General features: G+C 36.7%; 18 protein-coding genes and 1 riboswitch. Of the genes, 5 read left to right on the plus strand and 13 right to left on the minus strand.

Annotation, left to right across the window (positions count from 1 at the left end; genetic code table 11):
• Positions 1-81 precede the first annotated feature (81 nt).
• Positions 82-1,749: a peptide ABC transporter substrate-binding protein gene (locus NX902_RS23800; protein ID WP_163188382.1), complete on the minus strand. Its 1,668-nt coding sequence runs from the start codon at positions 1,747-1,749 to the stop codon at positions 82-84.
• 498 nt (positions 1,750-2,247) lie between these two features.
• Here NX902_RS23800 and NX902_RS23805 point away from each other — a divergent pair, with 498 nt between their 5' ends.
• From NX902_RS23805 to NX902_RS23815, 3 genes are all read left to right on the plus strand, one after another.
• Complete coding sequence (locus tag NX902_RS23805) at positions 2,248-2,610, plus strand: DUF3899 domain-containing protein (protein WP_163188384.1); 363 nt, start codon at positions 2,248-2,250, stop codon at positions 2,608-2,610.
• Positions 2,611-2,766: 156 nt separating this feature from the next.
• Positions 2,767-4,485 carry an acetate--CoA ligase gene (acsA, locus tag NX902_RS23810; RefSeq protein ID WP_163188386.1) on the plus strand — a complete coding sequence of 573 codons (1,719 nt, stop codon included), beginning with the start codon at positions 2,767-2,769 and terminating at the stop codon, positions 4,483-4,485.
• A 195-nt stretch (positions 4,486-4,680) separates the two neighbouring features.
• Positions 4,681-5,598 carry an aldo/keto reductase gene (locus NX902_RS23815; protein WP_172859112.1) on the plus strand — a complete coding sequence of 306 codons (918 nt, stop codon included), beginning with the start codon at positions 4,681-4,683 and terminating at the stop codon, positions 5,596-5,598.
• A 64-nt stretch (positions 5,599-5,662) separates the two neighbouring features.
• On the opposite strand, the gene queF is transcribed toward NX902_RS23815, so the two are convergent.
• The 8 genes from queF to NX902_RS23855 form a co-directional block, all read right to left on the minus strand.
• Positions 5,663-6,163 (minus strand): preQ(1) synthase, encoded by a 501-nt coding sequence (gene queF, locus NX902_RS23820; protein ID WP_047940920.1) that lies wholly within the window; start codon positions 6,161-6,163, stop codon positions 5,663-5,665.
• Positions 6,164-6,288: 125 nt separating this feature from the next.
• Positions 6,289-6,335: riboswitch (PreQ1 riboswitch) on the minus strand.
• Between the two features lie 90 nt (positions 6,336-6,425).
• Positions 6,426-6,806 (minus strand): monovalent cation/H(+) antiporter subunit G, encoded by a 381-nt coding sequence (gene mnhG, locus NX902_RS23825; protein ID WP_163188390.1) that lies wholly within the window; start codon positions 6,804-6,806, stop codon positions 6,426-6,428.
• The gene (locus tag NX902_RS23830) at positions 6,784-7,068 is read right to left on the minus strand and encodes a Na(+)/H(+) antiporter subunit F1 (RefSeq protein WP_047940922.1); all 285 of its coding nucleotides are present in this window, start codon (positions 7,066-7,068) and stop codon (positions 6,784-6,786) included. The genes mnhG and NX902_RS23830 overlap by 23 nt, the downstream gene beginning before the upstream one ends.
• Positions 7,061-7,543: a Na+/H+ antiporter subunit E gene (locus tag NX902_RS23835; protein WP_047940923.1), complete on the minus strand. Its 483-nt coding sequence runs from the start codon at positions 7,541-7,543 to the stop codon at positions 7,061-7,063. The genes NX902_RS23830 and NX902_RS23835 overlap by 8 nt, the downstream gene beginning before the upstream one ends.
• 40 nt (positions 7,544-7,583) lie before the next feature.
• The gene (locus NX902_RS23840; protein WP_172859111.1) at positions 7,584-9,065 is read right to left on the minus strand and encodes a Na+/H+ antiporter subunit D; all 1,482 of its coding nucleotides are present in this window, start codon (positions 9,063-9,065) and stop codon (positions 7,584-7,586) included.
• Positions 9,058-9,396, minus strand: a complete 339-nt coding sequence (locus NX902_RS23845; protein WP_047940925.1) for a Na(+)/H(+) antiporter subunit C — start codon at positions 9,394-9,396, stop codon at positions 9,058-9,060. Before NX902_RS23845 ends, NX902_RS23840 begins: the two co-directional genes overlap by 8 nt.
• Positions 9,396-9,821: a Na(+)/H(+) antiporter subunit B gene (locus NX902_RS23850; RefSeq protein WP_047940926.1), complete on the minus strand. Its 426-nt coding sequence runs from the start codon at positions 9,819-9,821 to the stop codon at positions 9,396-9,398. Before NX902_RS23850 ends, NX902_RS23845 begins: the two co-directional genes overlap by 1 nt.
• Positions 9,805-12,222 carry a Na+/H+ antiporter subunit A gene (locus NX902_RS23855; protein ID WP_163188396.1) on the minus strand — a complete coding sequence of 806 codons (2,418 nt, stop codon included), beginning with the start codon at positions 12,220-12,222 and terminating at the stop codon, positions 9,805-9,807. Before NX902_RS23855 ends, NX902_RS23850 begins: the two co-directional genes overlap by 17 nt.
• 231 nt (positions 12,223-12,453) lie before the next feature.
• Here NX902_RS23855 and NX902_RS23860 point away from each other — a divergent pair, with 231 nt between their 5' ends.
• Positions 12,454-13,146 carry a universal stress protein gene (locus NX902_RS23860; RefSeq protein ID WP_047940928.1) on the plus strand — a complete coding sequence of 231 codons (693 nt, stop codon included), beginning with the start codon at positions 12,454-12,456 and terminating at the stop codon, positions 13,144-13,146.
• 37 nt (positions 13,147-13,183) lie between these two features.
• Here NX902_RS23860 and NX902_RS23865 read toward each other — a convergent pair whose 3' ends face one another.
• Positions 13,184-13,741, minus strand: coding sequence for a tyrosine-type recombinase/integrase (locus tag NX902_RS23865; protein ID WP_047940929.1), 558 nt, complete (start codon positions 13,739-13,741; stop codon positions 13,184-13,186).
• 789 nt (positions 13,742-14,530) lie between these two features.
• Positions 14,531-15,808, minus strand: a complete 1,278-nt coding sequence (locus NX902_RS23870) for a histidine--tRNA ligase (RefSeq protein WP_095329394.1) — start codon at positions 15,806-15,808, stop codon at positions 14,531-14,533.
• A gap of 303 nt (positions 15,809-16,111) precedes the next feature.
• Between NX902_RS23870 and NX902_RS23875 the strand changes: the two genes are divergently transcribed.
• The gene (locus NX902_RS23875; protein ID WP_171510214.1) at positions 16,112-16,750 is read left to right on the plus strand and encodes a copper homeostasis protein CutC; all 639 of its coding nucleotides are present in this window, start codon (positions 16,112-16,114) and stop codon (positions 16,748-16,750) included.
• Between the two features lie 74 nt (positions 16,751-16,824).
• On the opposite strand, the gene NX902_RS23880 is transcribed toward NX902_RS23875, so the two are convergent.
• Together NX902_RS23880 and NX902_RS23885 are read right to left on the minus strand one after the other, a co-directional pair.
• The gene (locus tag NX902_RS23880) at positions 16,825-17,583 is read right to left on the minus strand and encodes an alpha/beta hydrolase (protein ID WP_095329392.1); all 759 of its coding nucleotides are present in this window, start codon (positions 17,581-17,583) and stop codon (positions 16,825-16,827) included.
• A 10-nt stretch (positions 17,584-17,593) separates the two neighbouring features.
• Entirely contained in the window at positions 17,594-18,565 is a 972-nt protein-coding gene (locus NX902_RS23885) for a LacI family DNA-binding transcriptional regulator (RefSeq protein ID WP_095329391.1), read from the minus strand.
• Positions 18,566-18,582: the final 17 nt, after the last annotated feature.

The following is an 18,582-nucleotide window of genomic DNA, read 5'->3' on the forward strand; positions in this document are numbered from 1 at the left end:
GCAGCAAAATATAAGAGAGTATATGCTATAAAAGCATACACTCTCTTGTTATTTCATAGCAAGAATTTTCTTGAAAATCAATTACTTACCTGATCCAACACTAGTCCATTTCCATTCATAAGTCGGTCCAAACGGATTAACAATCATGTTTTGGATTTTTGGAGATGAAAGGAATGCTCTACCACGTTGGAAGATTGGAGCAATTGCACCATCTTCAAATAATAACTTTTCAGCTTCTAAGAAGTTTTTGTAACGTGCATCATTATCTGTTGCAAGGGTAGTTGCTGTATCTGCCAATAGCTTATCATACTCTTTATTAGAGTATCCCATTTGGTTGTTTCCGCCATCAGTAATCCATAGGCTTAAGAATGTATATGGATCTAGATAATCAGGACCCCAACCAGCAACTTGGAGATCATAATCCATTGCTGTATCAAGGGCTATACGTTGTTTAAACGGAACCTTTTTAAAGTTAACTTTTAAACCAGGAAGGTTTGTTTGTAATTGATTTGCTAAATATTCATTCATTGTTGTAGAACTTTCAGAATCATCACCTAATAATTCCACTTCAATAGTATCTTTACCTAATTCTTTTTTCGCTTTCTCAAAATACTCTTGAGCAGCTTTTACATCATAAGTTACAAGATCTCCACTTACTTTACGGAAATCACCACTGCCATCTGGCATTGGAGTAAAGTCTGCTGGCACTAAACCATTAGCTACAGAAGAACCATTGTTAAGGATAGTGTTAACTAATGCTTCCTTATCAAATGCACGACTAATTGCTAAACGAAGATTTTTATTTTTAAGTACTTCGTTTCTTGTTTGATTCATCTTAAAATAGAAAACAGAGTTATCTGGTTGCGTAACATAATCAGGATCAGAAGAGAATTGATCAACATAATCAGAAGATAATCCAGCACGATCTACTTCACCTTTTTGATATAGGTCAACCATTGTCTGGTTATCTTTAACTACTACAAAATTAATTTTTTCTAACTTAACAGTATCTGCATCCCAGTAAGTATCATTCTTAGCAAGATTCCATTTTTGAGAAGCACTTTCCCAGTTTTCTAATACGAACGGACCGTTTGATAAGAGAGTATCAGAGCTAGTTGCGAATTTATCGCCTTTTTCTTCCACAAATTTTTGATTTAATGGCAAGAATGTACCGAAAGTTGTTAATGATTCAAAATATGCAATTGGGTGAGCAAGTTCAACAACTAAAGTATAGTCGTCTTCAGCTTTAACCCCTAATTCTTCTATTTTCTTTTCGCCCTTGCTAATTTCTGTAGCGTTTTTGATTACGCCACCCATCATGTAAGGACCGTATTCAGAACCTGTCTCAGGATTTACTGCACGCTGCCAAGCATAAACGAAATCGTTAGCCGTTACAGGGTCTCCATTTGACCATTTAGCATCTTGACGTAACTTGAATGTCCAAGTTAAACCATCTTTAGATACTTCGTGAGTTTCTGCAATACCTTTTTCTATCTTAGCATCTTTACCTAAACGATAAAGACCCTCCATTGTAGCTCCCAAGAATTGGAAACCGTATTCATCTGTTGCCTTTGATGGATCCATGGATGGAATCGCATCTCCATTAATTAAGTTTAATTCTTGTTTCACATCTTTATTTTCTGCTGACTTATCTGAACCTTTAGACCCTTTGTCGTCGCCAGAACATGCTGCTAAAAATACACTTAACACTAATGTCAGTGAAAGCAGCCAAGTAAATTTGCGCTTCATTAAAAAAAGACCCCCCATTGTTATATTATTCTGTAAATTACATCTAAAAAAGAAGCTAAAGTGAGTATACTATTATTCTAGTAGAGTTGTAAAGACTAAATATAGAGATAATTTCAAATATTACTATGACGAAACGGCACTATTCTGCATTAAAACAATAAAGATAACGCTTCCTTTTTTGGTAAAATTCTAAAAATTATTATAAAAAAGATGGGGAAAAATACTTCAAAAGGCCCCGATATTGTAAAATATATCCATATGCCAATATACTTTTTCTCCATATATTAGCAGATTATTTTATTATGCTAGAATTTTTTAGTGAGTGCTGTTTCACATACCAGTGGATTATTTTAATTTTTAGTGTAAAAGGTAAACAAAATACTACTGTTCTGAAGTATTGAATTTCTATCCTTTTTTCTAAAAATGTACTTTCTATTGGAGTTAAGGTAAAATACGTTTATTCGTGATTACAAACTTAATTAAAAAAGGTGAAACTTTATGCAAAATAAAAAATGGGTTATATTTCTTATAAATCTCTTTCTTACATTTATACTTTTTTTTATCTCTTCATCGGAATATTCTCTTGTTCATTATATTAATTCCGTCTTTTATTTAACCTTCCTTTATATTGTTATTTTTCTATTTATGTATATTGCTAAGGGTGGGTTTTTCGACGGAGTAACATTCAGTTTCAGACGGTTCCATCATGTTATTCTAAAAAGGAATGATTATTTAGAAGAATGGAAGGAGAAGCCTCTTCCTTCTCAAAAATTTAATAAAAGGTTTTACTCTGTTCTTAAGTTCCAAGTTATATCCTTATTTGTTTATTTACTAATTTTATTGATAATTTACTATATCTAATAAGATGGAGTTTTATAGTAATCTTTTATCCCGTACATTCTCCCTATTTTTCTAAAACGTAGGAATATTTATTTAATTACAACATTAAAATTGTATATATAGTGTTTAGCCATTATAATGGTGTTGTAAAAATATTGAAATGAGGGGGATGTATTAATGAAATTGGAAGCGTTTCCACCTGTAAAAGGCAAACATAACCTTGAAAACTACGAGGAACAGTACCAACATTTCAAATGGGACCAAGCAGAAAAGGATTTTTCATGGCATCAAACTGGAAAAATTAATTTGGCCTATGAAGCAATTGACCGTCACGCTGAAAACTACCGCGCCAATAAAGTAGCCCTCCATTATTTTCATCCATCTAGAAAAGAAACATACACATTTAAAGACTTAAAAAAATTCTCCAATAAAGCTGGAAATGTATTAAAGGAGATCGGAAATGTAAACAAAGGAGATCGAGTGTTTATTTTTATGCCTCGCTCCCCAGAATTATATTTTGCCTTACTTGGTGTAATCAAACTAGGTGCTATTGTCGGCCCATTATTCGAAGCCTTTATGGAAGATGCGGTGAAAGACCGTCTCTATGATAGTGAAGCAAAAGTAATTATTACCACACCTGAACTAGTAAATAGAATTCCACATACAGAATTACCTGCTCTCGAAACTATTTTTATTGTCGGTGAAGACATCCAAGAAAACGATAAAACAAAGGATTTCCTTCATTACTTTCAAACAGCATCTACAGAATTAGACATAGAATGGGTCGATCGCAAGGATGGTTTAATCCTTCACTATACCTCTGGTTCAACGGGGAAACCAAAAGGTGTGCTTCATGTTCACAATGCCATGATTCAACATTATCAAACGGCAAAGTGGGTATTAGATTTACAAGAGGAGGATGTATATTGGTGCACAGCTGATCCAGGCTGGGTTACAGGTACCTCCTACGGAATCTTTGGACCATGGCTTACTGGCTCGACAAATGTTGTGGCAGGAGGCCGATTTAGTCCTGATATTTGGTATAAAACGGTTGAAACCTTTGGAGTGACTGTTTGGTATAGTGCTCCTACCTCCTTTAGAATGCTAATGGCAGCAGGAGAGGAGGTAACAGAAAAATATACACTCTCTTCTTTGCGTCATATATTAAGTGTTGGCGAACCACTGAATCCCGAGGTAATTCGATGGGGATACGATGTATTTGGACATCGTATCCATGACACTTGGTGGATGACGGAAACTGGTGCTCAGCTAATATGCAATTTACCATGTATGGATATTAAATTAGGTTCAATGGGGAAACCATTACCGGGAATTGAAGCAGTAATTTTAGATGACAATGGCAACATTCTGCCGCCAAACCAAATGGGGAATTTAGCCATAAAAAAAGGCTGGCCTTCGATGATGCATACAATATGGAACAACCAAGAAAAATTTAATAGCTATTTCCAACATGATGAATGGTATGTTTCAGGAGACTCTGCTTATATGGATGAAGAGGGATATTTCTGGTTCCAAGGGCGAGTCGATGATGTTATTATGACTGCTGGAGAGAGAGTTGGACCATTTGAAGTGGAAAGTAAATTAATCGAATTTCCAGCAGTGGCAGAAGCTGGTGTCATCGGTAAACCAGATCCAATTCGAGGGGAAATTATCAAAGCCTTTATTGCATTGGTTGATGGCTATGAGCAAACAGATGAATTAAAAGAACAAATACGATTATTTGTAAAAACCGGCTTAGCTGCTCATGCTGCTCCAAGAGAAATCGAATTCTGTGAAAAACTTCCTAAAACTCGCAGCGGAAAAATTATGAGACGTGTCTTAAAAGCATGGGAACTTGGCCTCCCTACTGGAGATCTCTCCACAATGGAAGATTAAAAGTTAAGAGCCCGAATATAGAGAAGGAAATAAGCAATCCTCTTTTTCGCAAAAAGAAGATATTTATTTCCTTCTTTTATTTGAAAGCGTTACATTTGGCGTTTATCTCCTTTCTATGGCACAATAGTAATGCTTGTTTAGATCTGATAGCAACATATTTTTAAAGCGTTTTCTTATAGGAGGAGGAAGAAGAACATGAGAACAATCAAACTAGGTAGCAGTAACTTAGAAGTACCAGTAGTTGCAGTTGGTTGTATGCGTATTAATTCATTAGAAAAGAAGGAAGCAGAACGATTTGTTCAAACTGCGTTAGAACACGGTGCTAACTTCTTTGATCACGCAGATATTTATGGAAAAGGAGCTTGTGAAGAAATTTTTGCTGAAGCGATAAATATGTCGCCAAGTGTTCGTGAAAATATAATCTTACAATCTAAATGCGGGATCAGAACAGGAATGTTCGATTTCTCTAAAGAACATATTTTGCAATCAGTAGACGGTATTTTGCAAAGATTGAACACTGAATATTTAGACTCCCTTCTCCTCCATCGCCCAGACGCCTTAGTGGAGCCAGAAGAAGTCGCAGAAGCATTCGACATTCTGGAACAAACAGGTAAAGTTCGCCACTTTGGTGTTTCGAACCAAAATCCGATGCAGATTCAATTATTGCAAAAGTATGTGAAACAGCCAATTGTGGCTAACCAATTGCAATTAAGTATTACGAATGCGAATATGATTTCTAATGGGATTAATGTCAATATGGAAAATGACTCAGCCATTAACCGTGATGGCAGCATTTTAGACTTCTGTCGACTACATGATATAACGATTCAGCCTTGGTCTCCATTCCAATTTGGTTTCTTTGAAGGCGTTTTTCTTGGCAACGATAAATTCCCTGAATTAAATCAACAAATTGATGAAATTGCAGGCAAGTATCAAGTAAGTAACACAACCATTGCGATTGCCTGGTTATTGCGTCACCCTGCCAATATGCAGCCAGTAATCGGTACAATGAATGTGGATCGTTTAATTGATTGCATAAAAGCAAGTGACGTTTATTTAACAAGAGAAGAATGGTACAGCATTTATCGTGCAGCTGGAAATATTTTGCCATAATCTTATTAATCAAAAAGAAAACCAGTCAACTACTCTACATAACGAGTCGCTGACTGGTTTTTTCTTATCGATTGTCTACCTTTTCTGGGTACATATCATGGTTCATTAATCGATGTGCTGCCATCTCTTCAAATTTAGTGCCCGGTTTTCCATAATTACACCATGGGTCGATGGAAATTCCGCCTCTTGGAGTGAATTTCCCCCATACTTCAATATATCTTGGATCTAACAGTTTTATTAAATCATTCATAATAATATTGACACAGTCTTCGTGAAAATCTCCATGATTGCGAAAACTAAATAAATACAACTTTAAAGATTTGCTTTCCACTATTTTCTTATTTGGTATATAAGAAATATACATTGTCGCAAAGTCAGGCTGTCCTGTTATTGGGCAAAGACTTGTAAATTCAGGACAATTAAATTTCACAAAATAATCTCTATCCGAATGAAGATTATCCACTGATTCTAATACCTCTGGTGCATAATCACTTTTATATTGAGTATTTTGATTTCCTAACAAAGTTAAATCTGTTAATCCTTCTTCGTTCTTTCTTCCTGACATGAAAAAGTCCTCCTTGTTTGGTGTTTCCCAACACTGCTTAAAAGAGAGGCATTTACCTTACGCAGAAAAACTAGCTGAATCAAACAAAAAAGCCATGTCCTTTATGGACATGGCGTGAATTGCATGTATCCATAGTTTTTTATAGAGGGTATTTGCTATGAACCTCTCCCGTTTCAGTACGGGTATATCTTTTCTTACTATATAGAATCCACAAAAATTCGTCAATTAAAAATCGCTGGCCTTCTATATCTTTTTCTTCCCTTTATTTATGAATTACTTCCACTGTTTCTATCCCTTCTTTATCCATTTCAGCATTCAGATCATCTTGTACCGTTATTTCCGCAAGCTTAACTTTTGAGCGATAAGCGGAACGAACGATGACATGGGATGCGACAGGAGAAGTTAAAAAAACAAAGAAAATTCCCAAGAACAGGCGAATGCTAAAAACACCTTCTATAATAAAAAAGACAAATGTGCCAACAAGAGTAAAGAGTACTCCCATAGTAGAACCTTTGGATGCAGCATGAGATCTTGTGTATACATCTGGCAGTCTTATTAATCCAAGGGAACTCAGAAAACAAAAAATAGCGCCACAGAATATAAGCAGAACAGATATGAGTTCAATCAGATTGTTTTCGCTCAATGACTACACCTCTTTCCATATATCGGGCAAAAGCAATCGTTCCAATAAACGACAAAATTCCAATTAATAAAATCACCTCAAAAAAACCTGTATTCCGAAGCAGAACGGAAAAAATCGCTACTCCTGCAATTAGATTGATTCCTAAACTATCTAATGCCTGTATTCTATCAGGGGCTGACGGTCCTTTGATAAGACGATATATTGTTGCAAGAATAGATATAATCAGTAAAATTAACGATCCAACTAATAATTGATCAATCATAGCGAGTCACCCTCTTTATGGCCATTTCGAATTTTTCCTTTGAACGAAAGATGGATTCCTTTTGTGCAGGGATATCCATTGCATGAATAAAGAACTTTTTATTATCGGAAGTAACCTCTACTACAACAGAACCAGGAGTTAAATTCATTAATAGAGCTAGTAAGGAGACTTCCAATTCCCCCTCTAATTCCGTTTCTAACGAAAATATTCCTGGGGAAATATTTAATCTTGGCCTTGTTATCTGCCTAATCACAACAACACTTGAGGTAAACAGCTGCTCAATAAAAACAAAAAATAACTTTACGACCGCAAAAAATGTTTCTAAATAAAATTTAGTTGGCAAATAGCGACGCAAGATAAATAAAACTAGTATACCGAACAAGTAACCAGTGAAAAATGTTAAGACATTCCATGTGTCCTGTAAAAACATCCAGATGATACCGATTAATAAGTTGATCAATATTTGCATAGGCATGGATACCACCCCTTTCTGTCTATTTACTACTTAAATCCCCTTAATTATTGCTTAAAACAGCTTTGACATAATAATTGGGGTCCATCAAGCCTTCAACTGCCAAATCTACATATTCATGAATCCCTTCTGTCCCTATCCCTAATGCAATGGTTAAGAAAGTAAGGAAAGCTATTGGCAGCATTAATCCCTTCGTGGTCCCTTTTTCTTGTTCTAGTGTTAAATCGGTATAGCCCCAAAACACAGCCATAAATACTTTCATAATAGAATAAAGGACAAATAAGCTGCTGATCAGTCCAAATGCACCTAACCAGTAATATCCTGCAGTAAAGGTACCCTCTGTAATAAATATTTTTCCTAAAAATCCACTTAGTGGAGGAATTCCTGATAAGGATAAAGCTGCAACAAAGAACATCCAGCCTAATTGCGGGTGCAAACGAATCAATCCACTCATCTCATCTAATTTACTTGTTCCAGTCAGATGAATAATTGTGCCTCCCAGTAGAAAGATAAGTGCCTTAATCACCATATCATGAATGAAATAGTAGATGGAACCAGTCATCCCCACTGTTGAGTACGTAGCAACACCCGCTAAAATAAACCCAACACCAATAACCACATTATAGGTCATCACTTTATAGATATCTCTATAGGCTACAGCTCCAATTGCTCCAAGGGTCATTGTAATAGCTGCGAGAACTCCAATTAATAAATGGGTAATGTGAACTTCATGATAAAAAATCAAGGTAAACACTCGAATAATCGCATACATTCCTACCTTGGTTAACAGCGCAGCAAAGATAGCAGAAATCGCTGTTGGTGGTGCACTATAAGAGCCTGGTAGCCAGAAGAATAAAAACAATCCAGCTTTTAAGCTAAATACAATTAGGAATAAAATTGCTACCGTCGTCATAAGCCCGCCTTGACCAACCTCTGCAATACGGACAGATAAATGAGCAAAATTTAGCGTTCCCGTAATGGCGTATAAATAAGCAATTGCAACGAGAAACAGAAAGGATGAAATAATATTTATCAGTATATATTTAATCGATTCTCTTAGCTGAACCCTTGTTCCTCCTAATGAAATCAGGACATATGAAGCAACAAGCATTACTTCAAAACAAACAAATAGGTTAAATATATCTCCTGTAAGGAAAGAACCGTTTACACCTGTTATCAAAACTAAGAATAACGGATAAAAATAATACTTCTCCAATTGTTCCCCAATCGAATGAAATGCGTACAGCAAACAGCAAAACCCAATAACACTCGTAACGAGAACAAGAATTGCTGCAAACATATCGGCAACCATACTTACACCAAACGGCGCCTCCCATCCTCCTAATTGAATGGACTGAATCCCGTGTGTTTTAATTTGATCAATTAAAACACACGCCACAATAAAAACAGAAAAAACTGCTACTAAGCTTAATATCCGATGAAGGATAACTTTATCTCGAAAAATAACCATGATCATCGCAAATACGATAGGAAGGATGATCGGCAAAATGACAATATTATTCATCCTCATTACCCCTTAATAAATCTGTATCATCGGTGCCTAGTACTTTATATGCTCTGTAGCTTAGTACTAAAAATAAAGCTGTTGTTGCAAAGTTTATGACAATGGCCGTAAGCAGCAATGCCTGAGGCAGAGAATCTGCAAAAGTATGATCGGTTATACCTAAGAGAGGTGGCCCTCCCTTATTCAATCCACCCATTGTAATAATAAGCAAGTTTACACCGTGACCAAGAATAGATGTCCCTAAAATAATTCGTAATAATGTCTTTGTTAAAATAAGGTAGATTCCGATAGAGAATAAGACACCTACAAGAATAGACATTAACGTCTCCATTATCGATCATCCCCTATTGTCATAATAATTGTTATGGCGGTCCCGATAACGGCAAGAGCCACACCCACATCGAAAAGGACTGCAGTTGCCAACTCTGTTTTTCCGAAAATCGGCAGATCAAAGTATCCAAAGGCTTGGGTTAAAAACGCTTCCCCAAATATCATTCCCCCTACCCCTGTCAAAACAGCGATTAACACGCCAACTCCCGCTAATACTTTAAAGTCAACAGGAAGGTTCTTTCGTACGGATTCAATATCAAAGGTAAGAAAAAGCAGTATAATCGCTGCCGCAAAGGTAAGACCGCCAATAAATCCGCCACCTGGAAAATGGTGTCCAGAGACAAAAAGGTTGATCGCAAAGGTGAGGATAATGACGACAGCAACCTTTGCAACACTTCGGATGATAATATCATTTGGTTCCTTCATTCTTATCTCCTCCCACTAGTCTTACCTTTATTAACGTATAAACGCCCAAACCTGCCACTGTAAGCACAAGAATCTCTAACATCGTGTCAATACCACGGAAATCTACCAAAATGGCGTTAACGATATTTTTTGCGCCGGCCAGTTTATAGGAGTTTTCATAATAGCTTGAAATAGAAGCAAATAGATGGGTTCCATTTGCAGATAGAGCAATCAGTGTAACGACTAGCCCTATGCCAATCGAAATAATGGCATTAACCACTTTAAAAGGTACCCTGCTAATTTCTTTCTTTAATTGCGGCAGATGATAGAAGCACAGCAAGAATAATACAGTAGTTACCGTTTCTACTACTAATTGCGTAAGTGCTAAATCTGGAGCTCTAAAAAGAACAAAGAAAAATGAAACAAGAAATCCTAGCGCTCCAACCGCTACAATAGATGTAATTCTCGATTTGGAGAACAGCACAGTAACAGAACTTACTATCATTGCAATTACTATTCCCATATCAAAGATAGTAATTGGTGAATCATGTGACATATCAAATGTAAAACCATTAAATAGGAACAAGGATCCCCCAATGATTAAAATGATAAAGCCAAATATATAGACTAAATAATCACGTAAAAAGCCAGTCATATAAAAATCAGTAATGGACTTGGAGAATTTCTCCAGATATTCCAAACCTAGATTATATAAATTACTTAATGTAAAGGCTTGTGGATATAACCGATAAATCTTATACCATTTTCGTAAAAGTAAATATAGTATCGTGCCTAATCCCACCACACCAATCGTCATCCAAAGCTCTGTATTAAATCCATGGAAAGCACTAATTTTTTTCGACTCAACCGTATGCGCAAGTGTTGGCAGCACGGCTGCAAATGCTGGTTTTAGCAAAAACTTCGAGACAACATTTGGAATGAAGAAGAAAAGAATAACAAGCGCACCTAGGATGATAGGCGAGAGTAACAAGCCAATCGGTGCCTCATGCACCACCTTATCTAGTTTTGGTGCTTTATTTTTCCCTCTAAATGTTTTAAAAATTAATACCATGCAATAAACAAACGTTAATACACTAGCAATCCAAGCTATAATAGGAATAAAAATTCCAATATACTGAAGATTAAATATTTCCATTTCCGATGCTTGCACAACAGCGGTAAAGAACATTTCTTTACTTAGGAAACCATTAAATGGTGGAAGACCAGCCATCGAAAAACCGCCAATTACAGTAAGGGTAAAGGACACTGGCATTAAGTGAATAAGCCCGCCAAGTCTCCGCAAATCCCGAGTACCGGTTTCATGGTCAATTATTCCTACGACCATAAATAAAGAGCCCTTAAAGGTGGAATGATTTACTAAGTGAAAAATCGCTGCAAAAATCGCTGTTGCATACAGCCCTGCTTCTTCTACAGCTAACCCTTTATACATTGCAGCAGAACCCAAGCCAAGCAGACTCATAATTAATCCTAATTGACTAATGGTTGAATACGCTAATAATGCTTTTAAATCTGTCTGCTTCACGGCATTAAAGGAGCCATATAGTAAAGTAAAAATGCCTATTCCTACAACAATCCAAAACCACTCCATCGTCCCGCCAAAAATAGGAGTTAGACGAGCAACTAAATAAATTCCTGCTTTAACCATCGTTGCCGAATGTAAATAAGCACTGATTGGAGTCGGTGCTTCCATGGCATCAGGAAGCCAAATACTAAACGGAAATTGGGCAGACTTCGTAAATGCCCCTAGCAAAATGAGAATCATTGCTGGTATAAATAAAGCATGGCCTTGAATTAAATCAAGTTGAAGCAGCGTTTCTCTTATGCTGGTTGTATCTGCCATAATAGAAAGCATAATCAAACCCGCCAGCATCGCAAGTCCGCCAAAAACAGTAATCAACATTGCCTTCTGTGCGCCATATCTCGAACGGTCCCTTTCATACCAATAAGCAATTAACAGAAAGGACGACACACTCGTAATTTCCCAAAAAACATACAAAACATAATAATTATCAGACAATACTAGCCCAAGCATCGCTCCCATAAATAACAATAAATATACATAGAAGTTATGCAACGCCTCGCGATGCTTTGATAAATAGAAAATAGAATATAAAATGACTAAACTTCCTATCCCAGCAATCAGCAATCCAAAAACTAAGCTAAGCCCATCTAAATAGGTTATAAAGTTAATACCGTAGGCTGGTATCCATTTAACTGTAGAAGTAAACACCTCTCCTTTTGCCACTTTTGGAATGTACGTCAACAGGTAGATAAAAATAAGAAATGGCACAAACAGTACAAACCAGCCAGTATGAATTCGCGGCGTCAGCCTTTTATAAATAAAAGGCACAATTAAGGCAAACATAAATGGAAACAATATCATAAAATGTAACCAAGTCATTTTTAATTTCCCTCCTTTAAATTGGTTCTATTTTGATGAACTTAAGTCAAAAAGGTATTTATAATGGAAACGATGTCTAACCTTACTATTAGTAAAAGAATATAAATATATTTGTTCATTTGGATAATTTAAGAAATCCATTGACTCATAAAGTAGCATACGTTATAGTCATACATAGTTTATTATTAATGGTGTAAATCATTCACATCTATACCTGAGGTGAAAAAAATCATGATAAATGGAAAAGAACGCATGGATGAAAGTATTCTCGTCTGCGTTTATTACGGTCCTAACGGTGAACGTCTTATACAACGAGGCTGTAAATTAGCTAATATGCTTGATTGTCCACTCTATATTCTAACGGTGGATTCCAAACCGTTTGATGAGCTGGATGCAGAAAAGTCAAACTATATTTCTAGATGGAAAGAGTTAGCTGAACGTCATAGTGCGGATGCGTTTATCATTAAAGACAAGGAATCAAGACCAATCTCTAAGGTAATCGCAGAAGTAGCTAGAGAAAAAAACATCACCCAAATTGTTCTCGGTCAAACAGCGCAAAGTCGTTGGGAGCAGATTGCAAAAGGTTCGATTATTAATTCGTTATTACGTGAAATCCCATTTGTTGATCTTCATATCATTTCGGTCGCTCGTTTTTTGAAAAACCCTGAAGGTCAATATGAAAAAGGTGTACGTGCATATTTAGTAAAAGAACAAAATGGATACCGTCTAATTTTTAATCATACAAAGCAGGTAATGTATGAAGGGATTTTCTTTAAAGAACATGGTACGGATTTCAATAATGGTGTATTCAAATTTATGAAAGATCAAGAAACATTGCAAGTGCAAGTACATGAGGACATCGTTAACGAATTAACGAATGTTGACATCGATACGAACGCTAGTAACGATGATGATTATCTATAGGCCATTTATACTCCACCAAACTTGGTGGAGTTTTTTATTAAAGATTAACGTCCACTTTAACTAATCTCTTTTCGTGCTTTTCAATGCCTATATATTTTAAAGTTTCCGAACGGGAAGTGTGATTGTATACATGCATCAATAAAGAAATAGCTATCCCCTTTCGATAGGCATGGTAGCCGAATGTTTTTCTCAAGGTATGCATTCCAATCTTCCCAGAAATTCCAACTAATTTTGCCGCTTTGTTTATAATCCGATAGGCCTGTTGACGAGTAATCGGTTGATTATTCTTCTGAGACTTAAAAAGAAATTCATCTTCTTCAAATTCATGTTCTTGCAAATATTTCTCCAATTCAGTATGCACTTTACTATTTAAATAGTATGCCTTCACTTCATCTGAATCACGAAGATACAAAAACTCCTTAATTCCCGACGCATCTCTTACATCCCGAACTTTTAATGCGAGTAAATCACTAACTCTTATTCCTGTATTAATACCTAATACAAAAAGGAGCAAGTCTCTTTGAGATTGTTTTCTTAATACTTCTTTAATCGCATTAATACTCTCAATTTCTTTTATAGGATCGACATATTCCATCGGTTTGCCTCCTAATAATGTTACATAACTTTATGTTATCATCATTTAAGTAACATTACAACGAATATCTACTATTAAATATTATTTCTTTTGTAGTATGCTTCTCTTGTGTGGAAATAATCTGTTATGAAGTTTTCTAGAGAATTTGCTTTTCTATGCGACCGGAAAAGTAATTTTTTTAACTTATATGAAAAAGAATATGAATAGGTTTTTTTGTTACCTTTTGTCTTAGATTTTCTTGAAATGGGCTTTGACACTGCTTCTCTGTTACCTTTTCACCTTCACTTTTCTTGAAACGGGCTCTGACGCTACTTCTCTGTTACCTTTTCACTTTCCCTTTTCTTGAAACGGGCTCTGACGCTACTTCTCTGTTACCTTTTCACTTACCCTTTTCTTGAAACGGGCTCTGACTCTGCTTCTCTGTTACCTTTTCACTTTCCCTTTTCTTGAAACGGGCTCTGACGCTACTTCTCTGTTACCTTTTCACTTTCCCTTTTCTTGAAATGGGCTCTGACGCTGCTTCTCTGTTACCTTTTCACTTTCCCTTTTCTTGAAATGGGCTCTGACTCTGCTTCTCTGTTACCTTTTCACTTTCCCTTTTCTTGAAATGGGCTCTGACTCTGCTTCTCTGTTACCTTTTCACCTTCCCTTTTCTTGAAATGGGCTCTGACGCTACTTCTCTGTTACCTTTTCACTTTCCCTTTTCTTGAAATGGGCTTTGACACTGCTTCCAATCCTGACAAACATAGACAAAGGCAGTAAATGTCTCCCATCTACTGCCCATCCTACTTAATATTGAAAAATCTCTAGCCATTCCTCTCCCGTTTCCATATCTCTCACTTTATACGTATTTCCATCTACCTCCTTTTCTCCTATCATAATGACCTTTTTGACCCCTTCTTTATTTGCTTTCTCTAAAGCTTTTGCCAGTTTTTTCTTTCCTAATTCTAATTCCACTTTAAAACCTTGGTCTCGAAGCGCTTTTGCTGTTAATATAGCTTCTATCGGGCGACCAACGGGAATAATGTAGTAGTCTAGCCTTTCCGCTTCTGAAAAGTGATTTTCTAATGAAAGAGCGGCTAAAATGACATCCAGCCCAAAAGAAATGCCCACTGTTGCATAAGTTTCTTCAGAACCAACTAGCCCTCCTATCGCATTATCATATCTTCCGCCACTACCAATGCTTGACTTTACGCTTTTATCTGTTAAAAAAATTTCATATATCGTTCCTGTATAAATTTCAAGGCCTCTCGCAAGAAATGGATTGAATACGCAATATGGCTCAAGTTCTAGCCGTTTTAAATATACTTGTAATTCATTCCATTCTTCCAGTCCCTGTTTGATAATCTCCTCTTTTTCTGCCAACTGTCGATACTGCTCCACAATACCGTCCAAGTCCTTTTGTAAAAATGCTTCGATAGCGTCTATCGCACCTTGTTCTAATCCAACTTCTCTCAGCTCTTCCTTAATTTTATCCTTACTAATTTTCTCGATTTTGTCTAATATCAAAATTACGCGGTTTACCATTTGACCAGTAATATTCAACTGACGGAGAAATCCAACTAATAATTTGCGATTATTATATTGAATCGTCACATCCATCTTTAATTTTTTGAAAACATCCAATGCCATCATCATGAGCTCTGCTTCGGCCACTTGCGATTGAACACCTACAATATCCACATCACATTGTGTGAACTCTCGGTATCGGCCTGTCTTTATCGGTCCATCTCGAAAAACTTTGCCAATCTCGTAGCGTTTAAAAGGCATTTTTAATGTTGGGTTCATCGCAACAACCTTCGCAAAGGGGATCGTTAAATCATAGCGCAGCGCCAGCTCTCTTTTTCCCCGATCAGAAAGTGTATACATTTCTTCTAATATTTCTGCCCCGCCAGCATATTTAGAAGCAAGCAAGCTTTGATAATTTAAGATCGGTGTCTCTATCGGCTTACAGCCATACTGAATAAATACATCTTCCATCGTTCTGCGGATCGCTCTTCTGATTCCCTCCTCTTCTGGCAAATAATCGAGTGTTCCCTTTACATTTTGATAATTCATCTTCTTCATTTTTTTAGCCTCCTGTTTAAAAATAAAAAACCGCCCTTGATTTAAGTAGTAAAACTTAATCAAATGCGGTTTCATGAGAAATAGCCTTCCTATGTACGATTTTTAAATCGAAATAGCAAGACTACTGTTTATGATGATGTAATTGTGAAAGAAAGATACTAAGTATGCGTTTAACCATTTCCATCACCTCGTATTTTCCAAATACTTTAACATATTAGTAAAGAGAAAACAATAGCCATTTATTATAACTTTCTTTCATGTCCATATATGATACTATCTTAATTAGATTGGTAGGTGATGATAATGATAAAAGAAGTCTGTGTAGAAAACTTTACACTTGTTCCGAGCGCCATCCAAAAAGGGGCCGATCGAATTGAGTTATGCGATAACCTTTCTGTTGGAGGAACAACAGTAAGCTATGGCGTTGCCGCAAAAACGATTTCCTATTGTAGAAATACCGATACAAAGGTGATGGCTATCATTCGCCCAAGAGGCGGAAACTTTATGTATAACGAGCATGAGATAGATATTATGTGCCAAGATATCCGCCTTTTTAAAGAGCTTGGTATAAACGGTGCAGTAATCGGCTGCTTGGATAAAGCTAACTGGATTGATGAAGAAGCGCTGGAGAAATGCTTAGACGCTGCTGCTGGGATGGAGATTACCTTTCATATGGCCTTTGACGAAATTGCTCCACAGCTAAAATGGCAAGCAATTGATTGGCTCGCATCCCATGGCGTGCACCGTATTTTAACACATGGTGGCCCTCTATCAACAAGAATAGAGAACAATCTTCCTGCACTAAAAAGTTATATAGAATATGCTTCTGAAAAAATTATTATTATTCCTGGCGGCGGAATAACATCTGCTAACCTTCCGTTGCTTTCTTCAGAGTTAGGAATGAAAGAAGCGCATGGGACAAGAATTTTGGGAGATTTATAATTTGTGTCCTCAGGGGTCATCCTTCTTTCATGCAAACAGCAAAGGGACTATCCCTAAATGGACAGTCCCTTCTATTAATTATTCGCTTCTTTATAGTTCTCGTCAAACCATTTTAATACAATCTGGATTGTTTTATCCCAAAATGCCCAGTTATGGTCTCCCGGCATTTCAATATAATGATAATCTCTTATTTTCTTTTGTGCTTTCTCTCTAAACTTTAAGTTGTCCTGATAAAGGAAGTCTTCTGTACCACAGATTTGCAGCATTTTCACATGGCTATCTTCTTTTAGCTTCTCCAAAAGATGGAATAAGTCATTTTCACTGCCAGCCAGCTGCTGAATAGATCCAAAAATATCTGCAAATGCTTTGTCTCTATCTCTATCCCTCTTCCACAATTCTACGACATCCATCGCTCCGGATAAGGAGGCAAAGCTGTTGAAGCGATCAGGAAAAGTTAGAGCCAATTTTGTTGCGCCATAGCCGCCCATGGATAGTCCAGCAACAAAGCTAGCCTCTTTCTGATCGGAAATACGAAACCACTTTCTAACTAATGCAGGCAATTCTTCCGATAAAAACGTCCAATAGCGATTTCCATTCACCATATCTGCATAGTAACTTAAATCTACTTGAGGCATCACAATCGCAAATTCATACTCTGAAGCATACCTTTCAAGTGATGTAGCTGTTAACCAAGCTTCGTCATCATCAGACCAGCCATGTAACAGATAGATAACAGGAATAAGGGCGCTATTCCCTTTATCAGGAAGATAAATATTCATAGAAGTTGCTTTTCCTAAAACTTCAGAACGAAAATTCACTTTAGAGACAGCCATTTTTCCACCCCTACTTTTTATTAGAAATAAATGATTTCCCTTCTACAAAACTGGTAATTATCCATTCATCCTCGACTTCTTCATTATTTATCAACTGAACCACTTTTTCCGCGGCAACCATTCCCCAACGATGTTTGGAATAAGAAATTGTCGCTAATGACGGATTAAGAAAAGAGCCAATTTCTATATTATCAAAGCCAATAAGAGAAATATCTGTGCCTATCTTTCTATCTTTATCTTTAAAATATTTATAAATTCCTACAGCCATTTCATCATTAAAAGAAAAAATGGTAATAGGTGAGCATGTCATCTTCGAATGGATAATTTCTGCTGCTGCATAACCCGATTCCTCCGTAAATGCAGAGGGAATAACCTCATACTCGACGCCATAGCGAGCTAATTCGCGTTCACTAGCCTCCAGCCTTTGCCGGCTGTCAAACGCTTCTTCTGGACCTGTTACCAAATAAACTTTTCCCAGATTACTTGAAATTATTTTTTCCACCGCAAGCGTTGCTCCGCCTTTATTATCCAATAGCACTTTTCTAACATTAGGACAACTGATTTCTCGATCCAGCACAACTAAAGAGTGCCCTCGATTGGCAAATTGAATAATTTCTTCTGTGCTAAAGCTCCAGTCTAGGATAATTCCCCCATCCACCATTCTTTCTGGAAGAAATAAATGGGACTTCTGCCCACTACAAACAATCATGTCATAGTTGTAATAGGCAAGACCCCGTTTAATTCCTTCTAATAGCTCTCCATAGAAACTCCCGCCATAATCTGCAAGATAGACAGCTATAATTTTTGTTTCCTGCTTTTTCAATGTTCTCGCTGCCATATTAGGAATATAATTGAGCTCATTTGCAATAGCAGTTATTCTTGCACGAGTGGCTTCCGTTACCTTTGGACTGCCATTTAGTGCATAGGATACGGTAGAAATAGAAACACCAGCTGCCTTAGCTATATCTTTAATCCCTACCATTGCCTTCACCCCTTCCT

It is taken from the genome of Niallia sp. FSL W8-0954 (assembly GCF_038005605.1).
GTDB classification, from domain to species: domain Bacteria; phylum Bacillota; class Bacilli; order Bacillales; family Cytobacillaceae; genus Niallia; species Niallia circulans_A.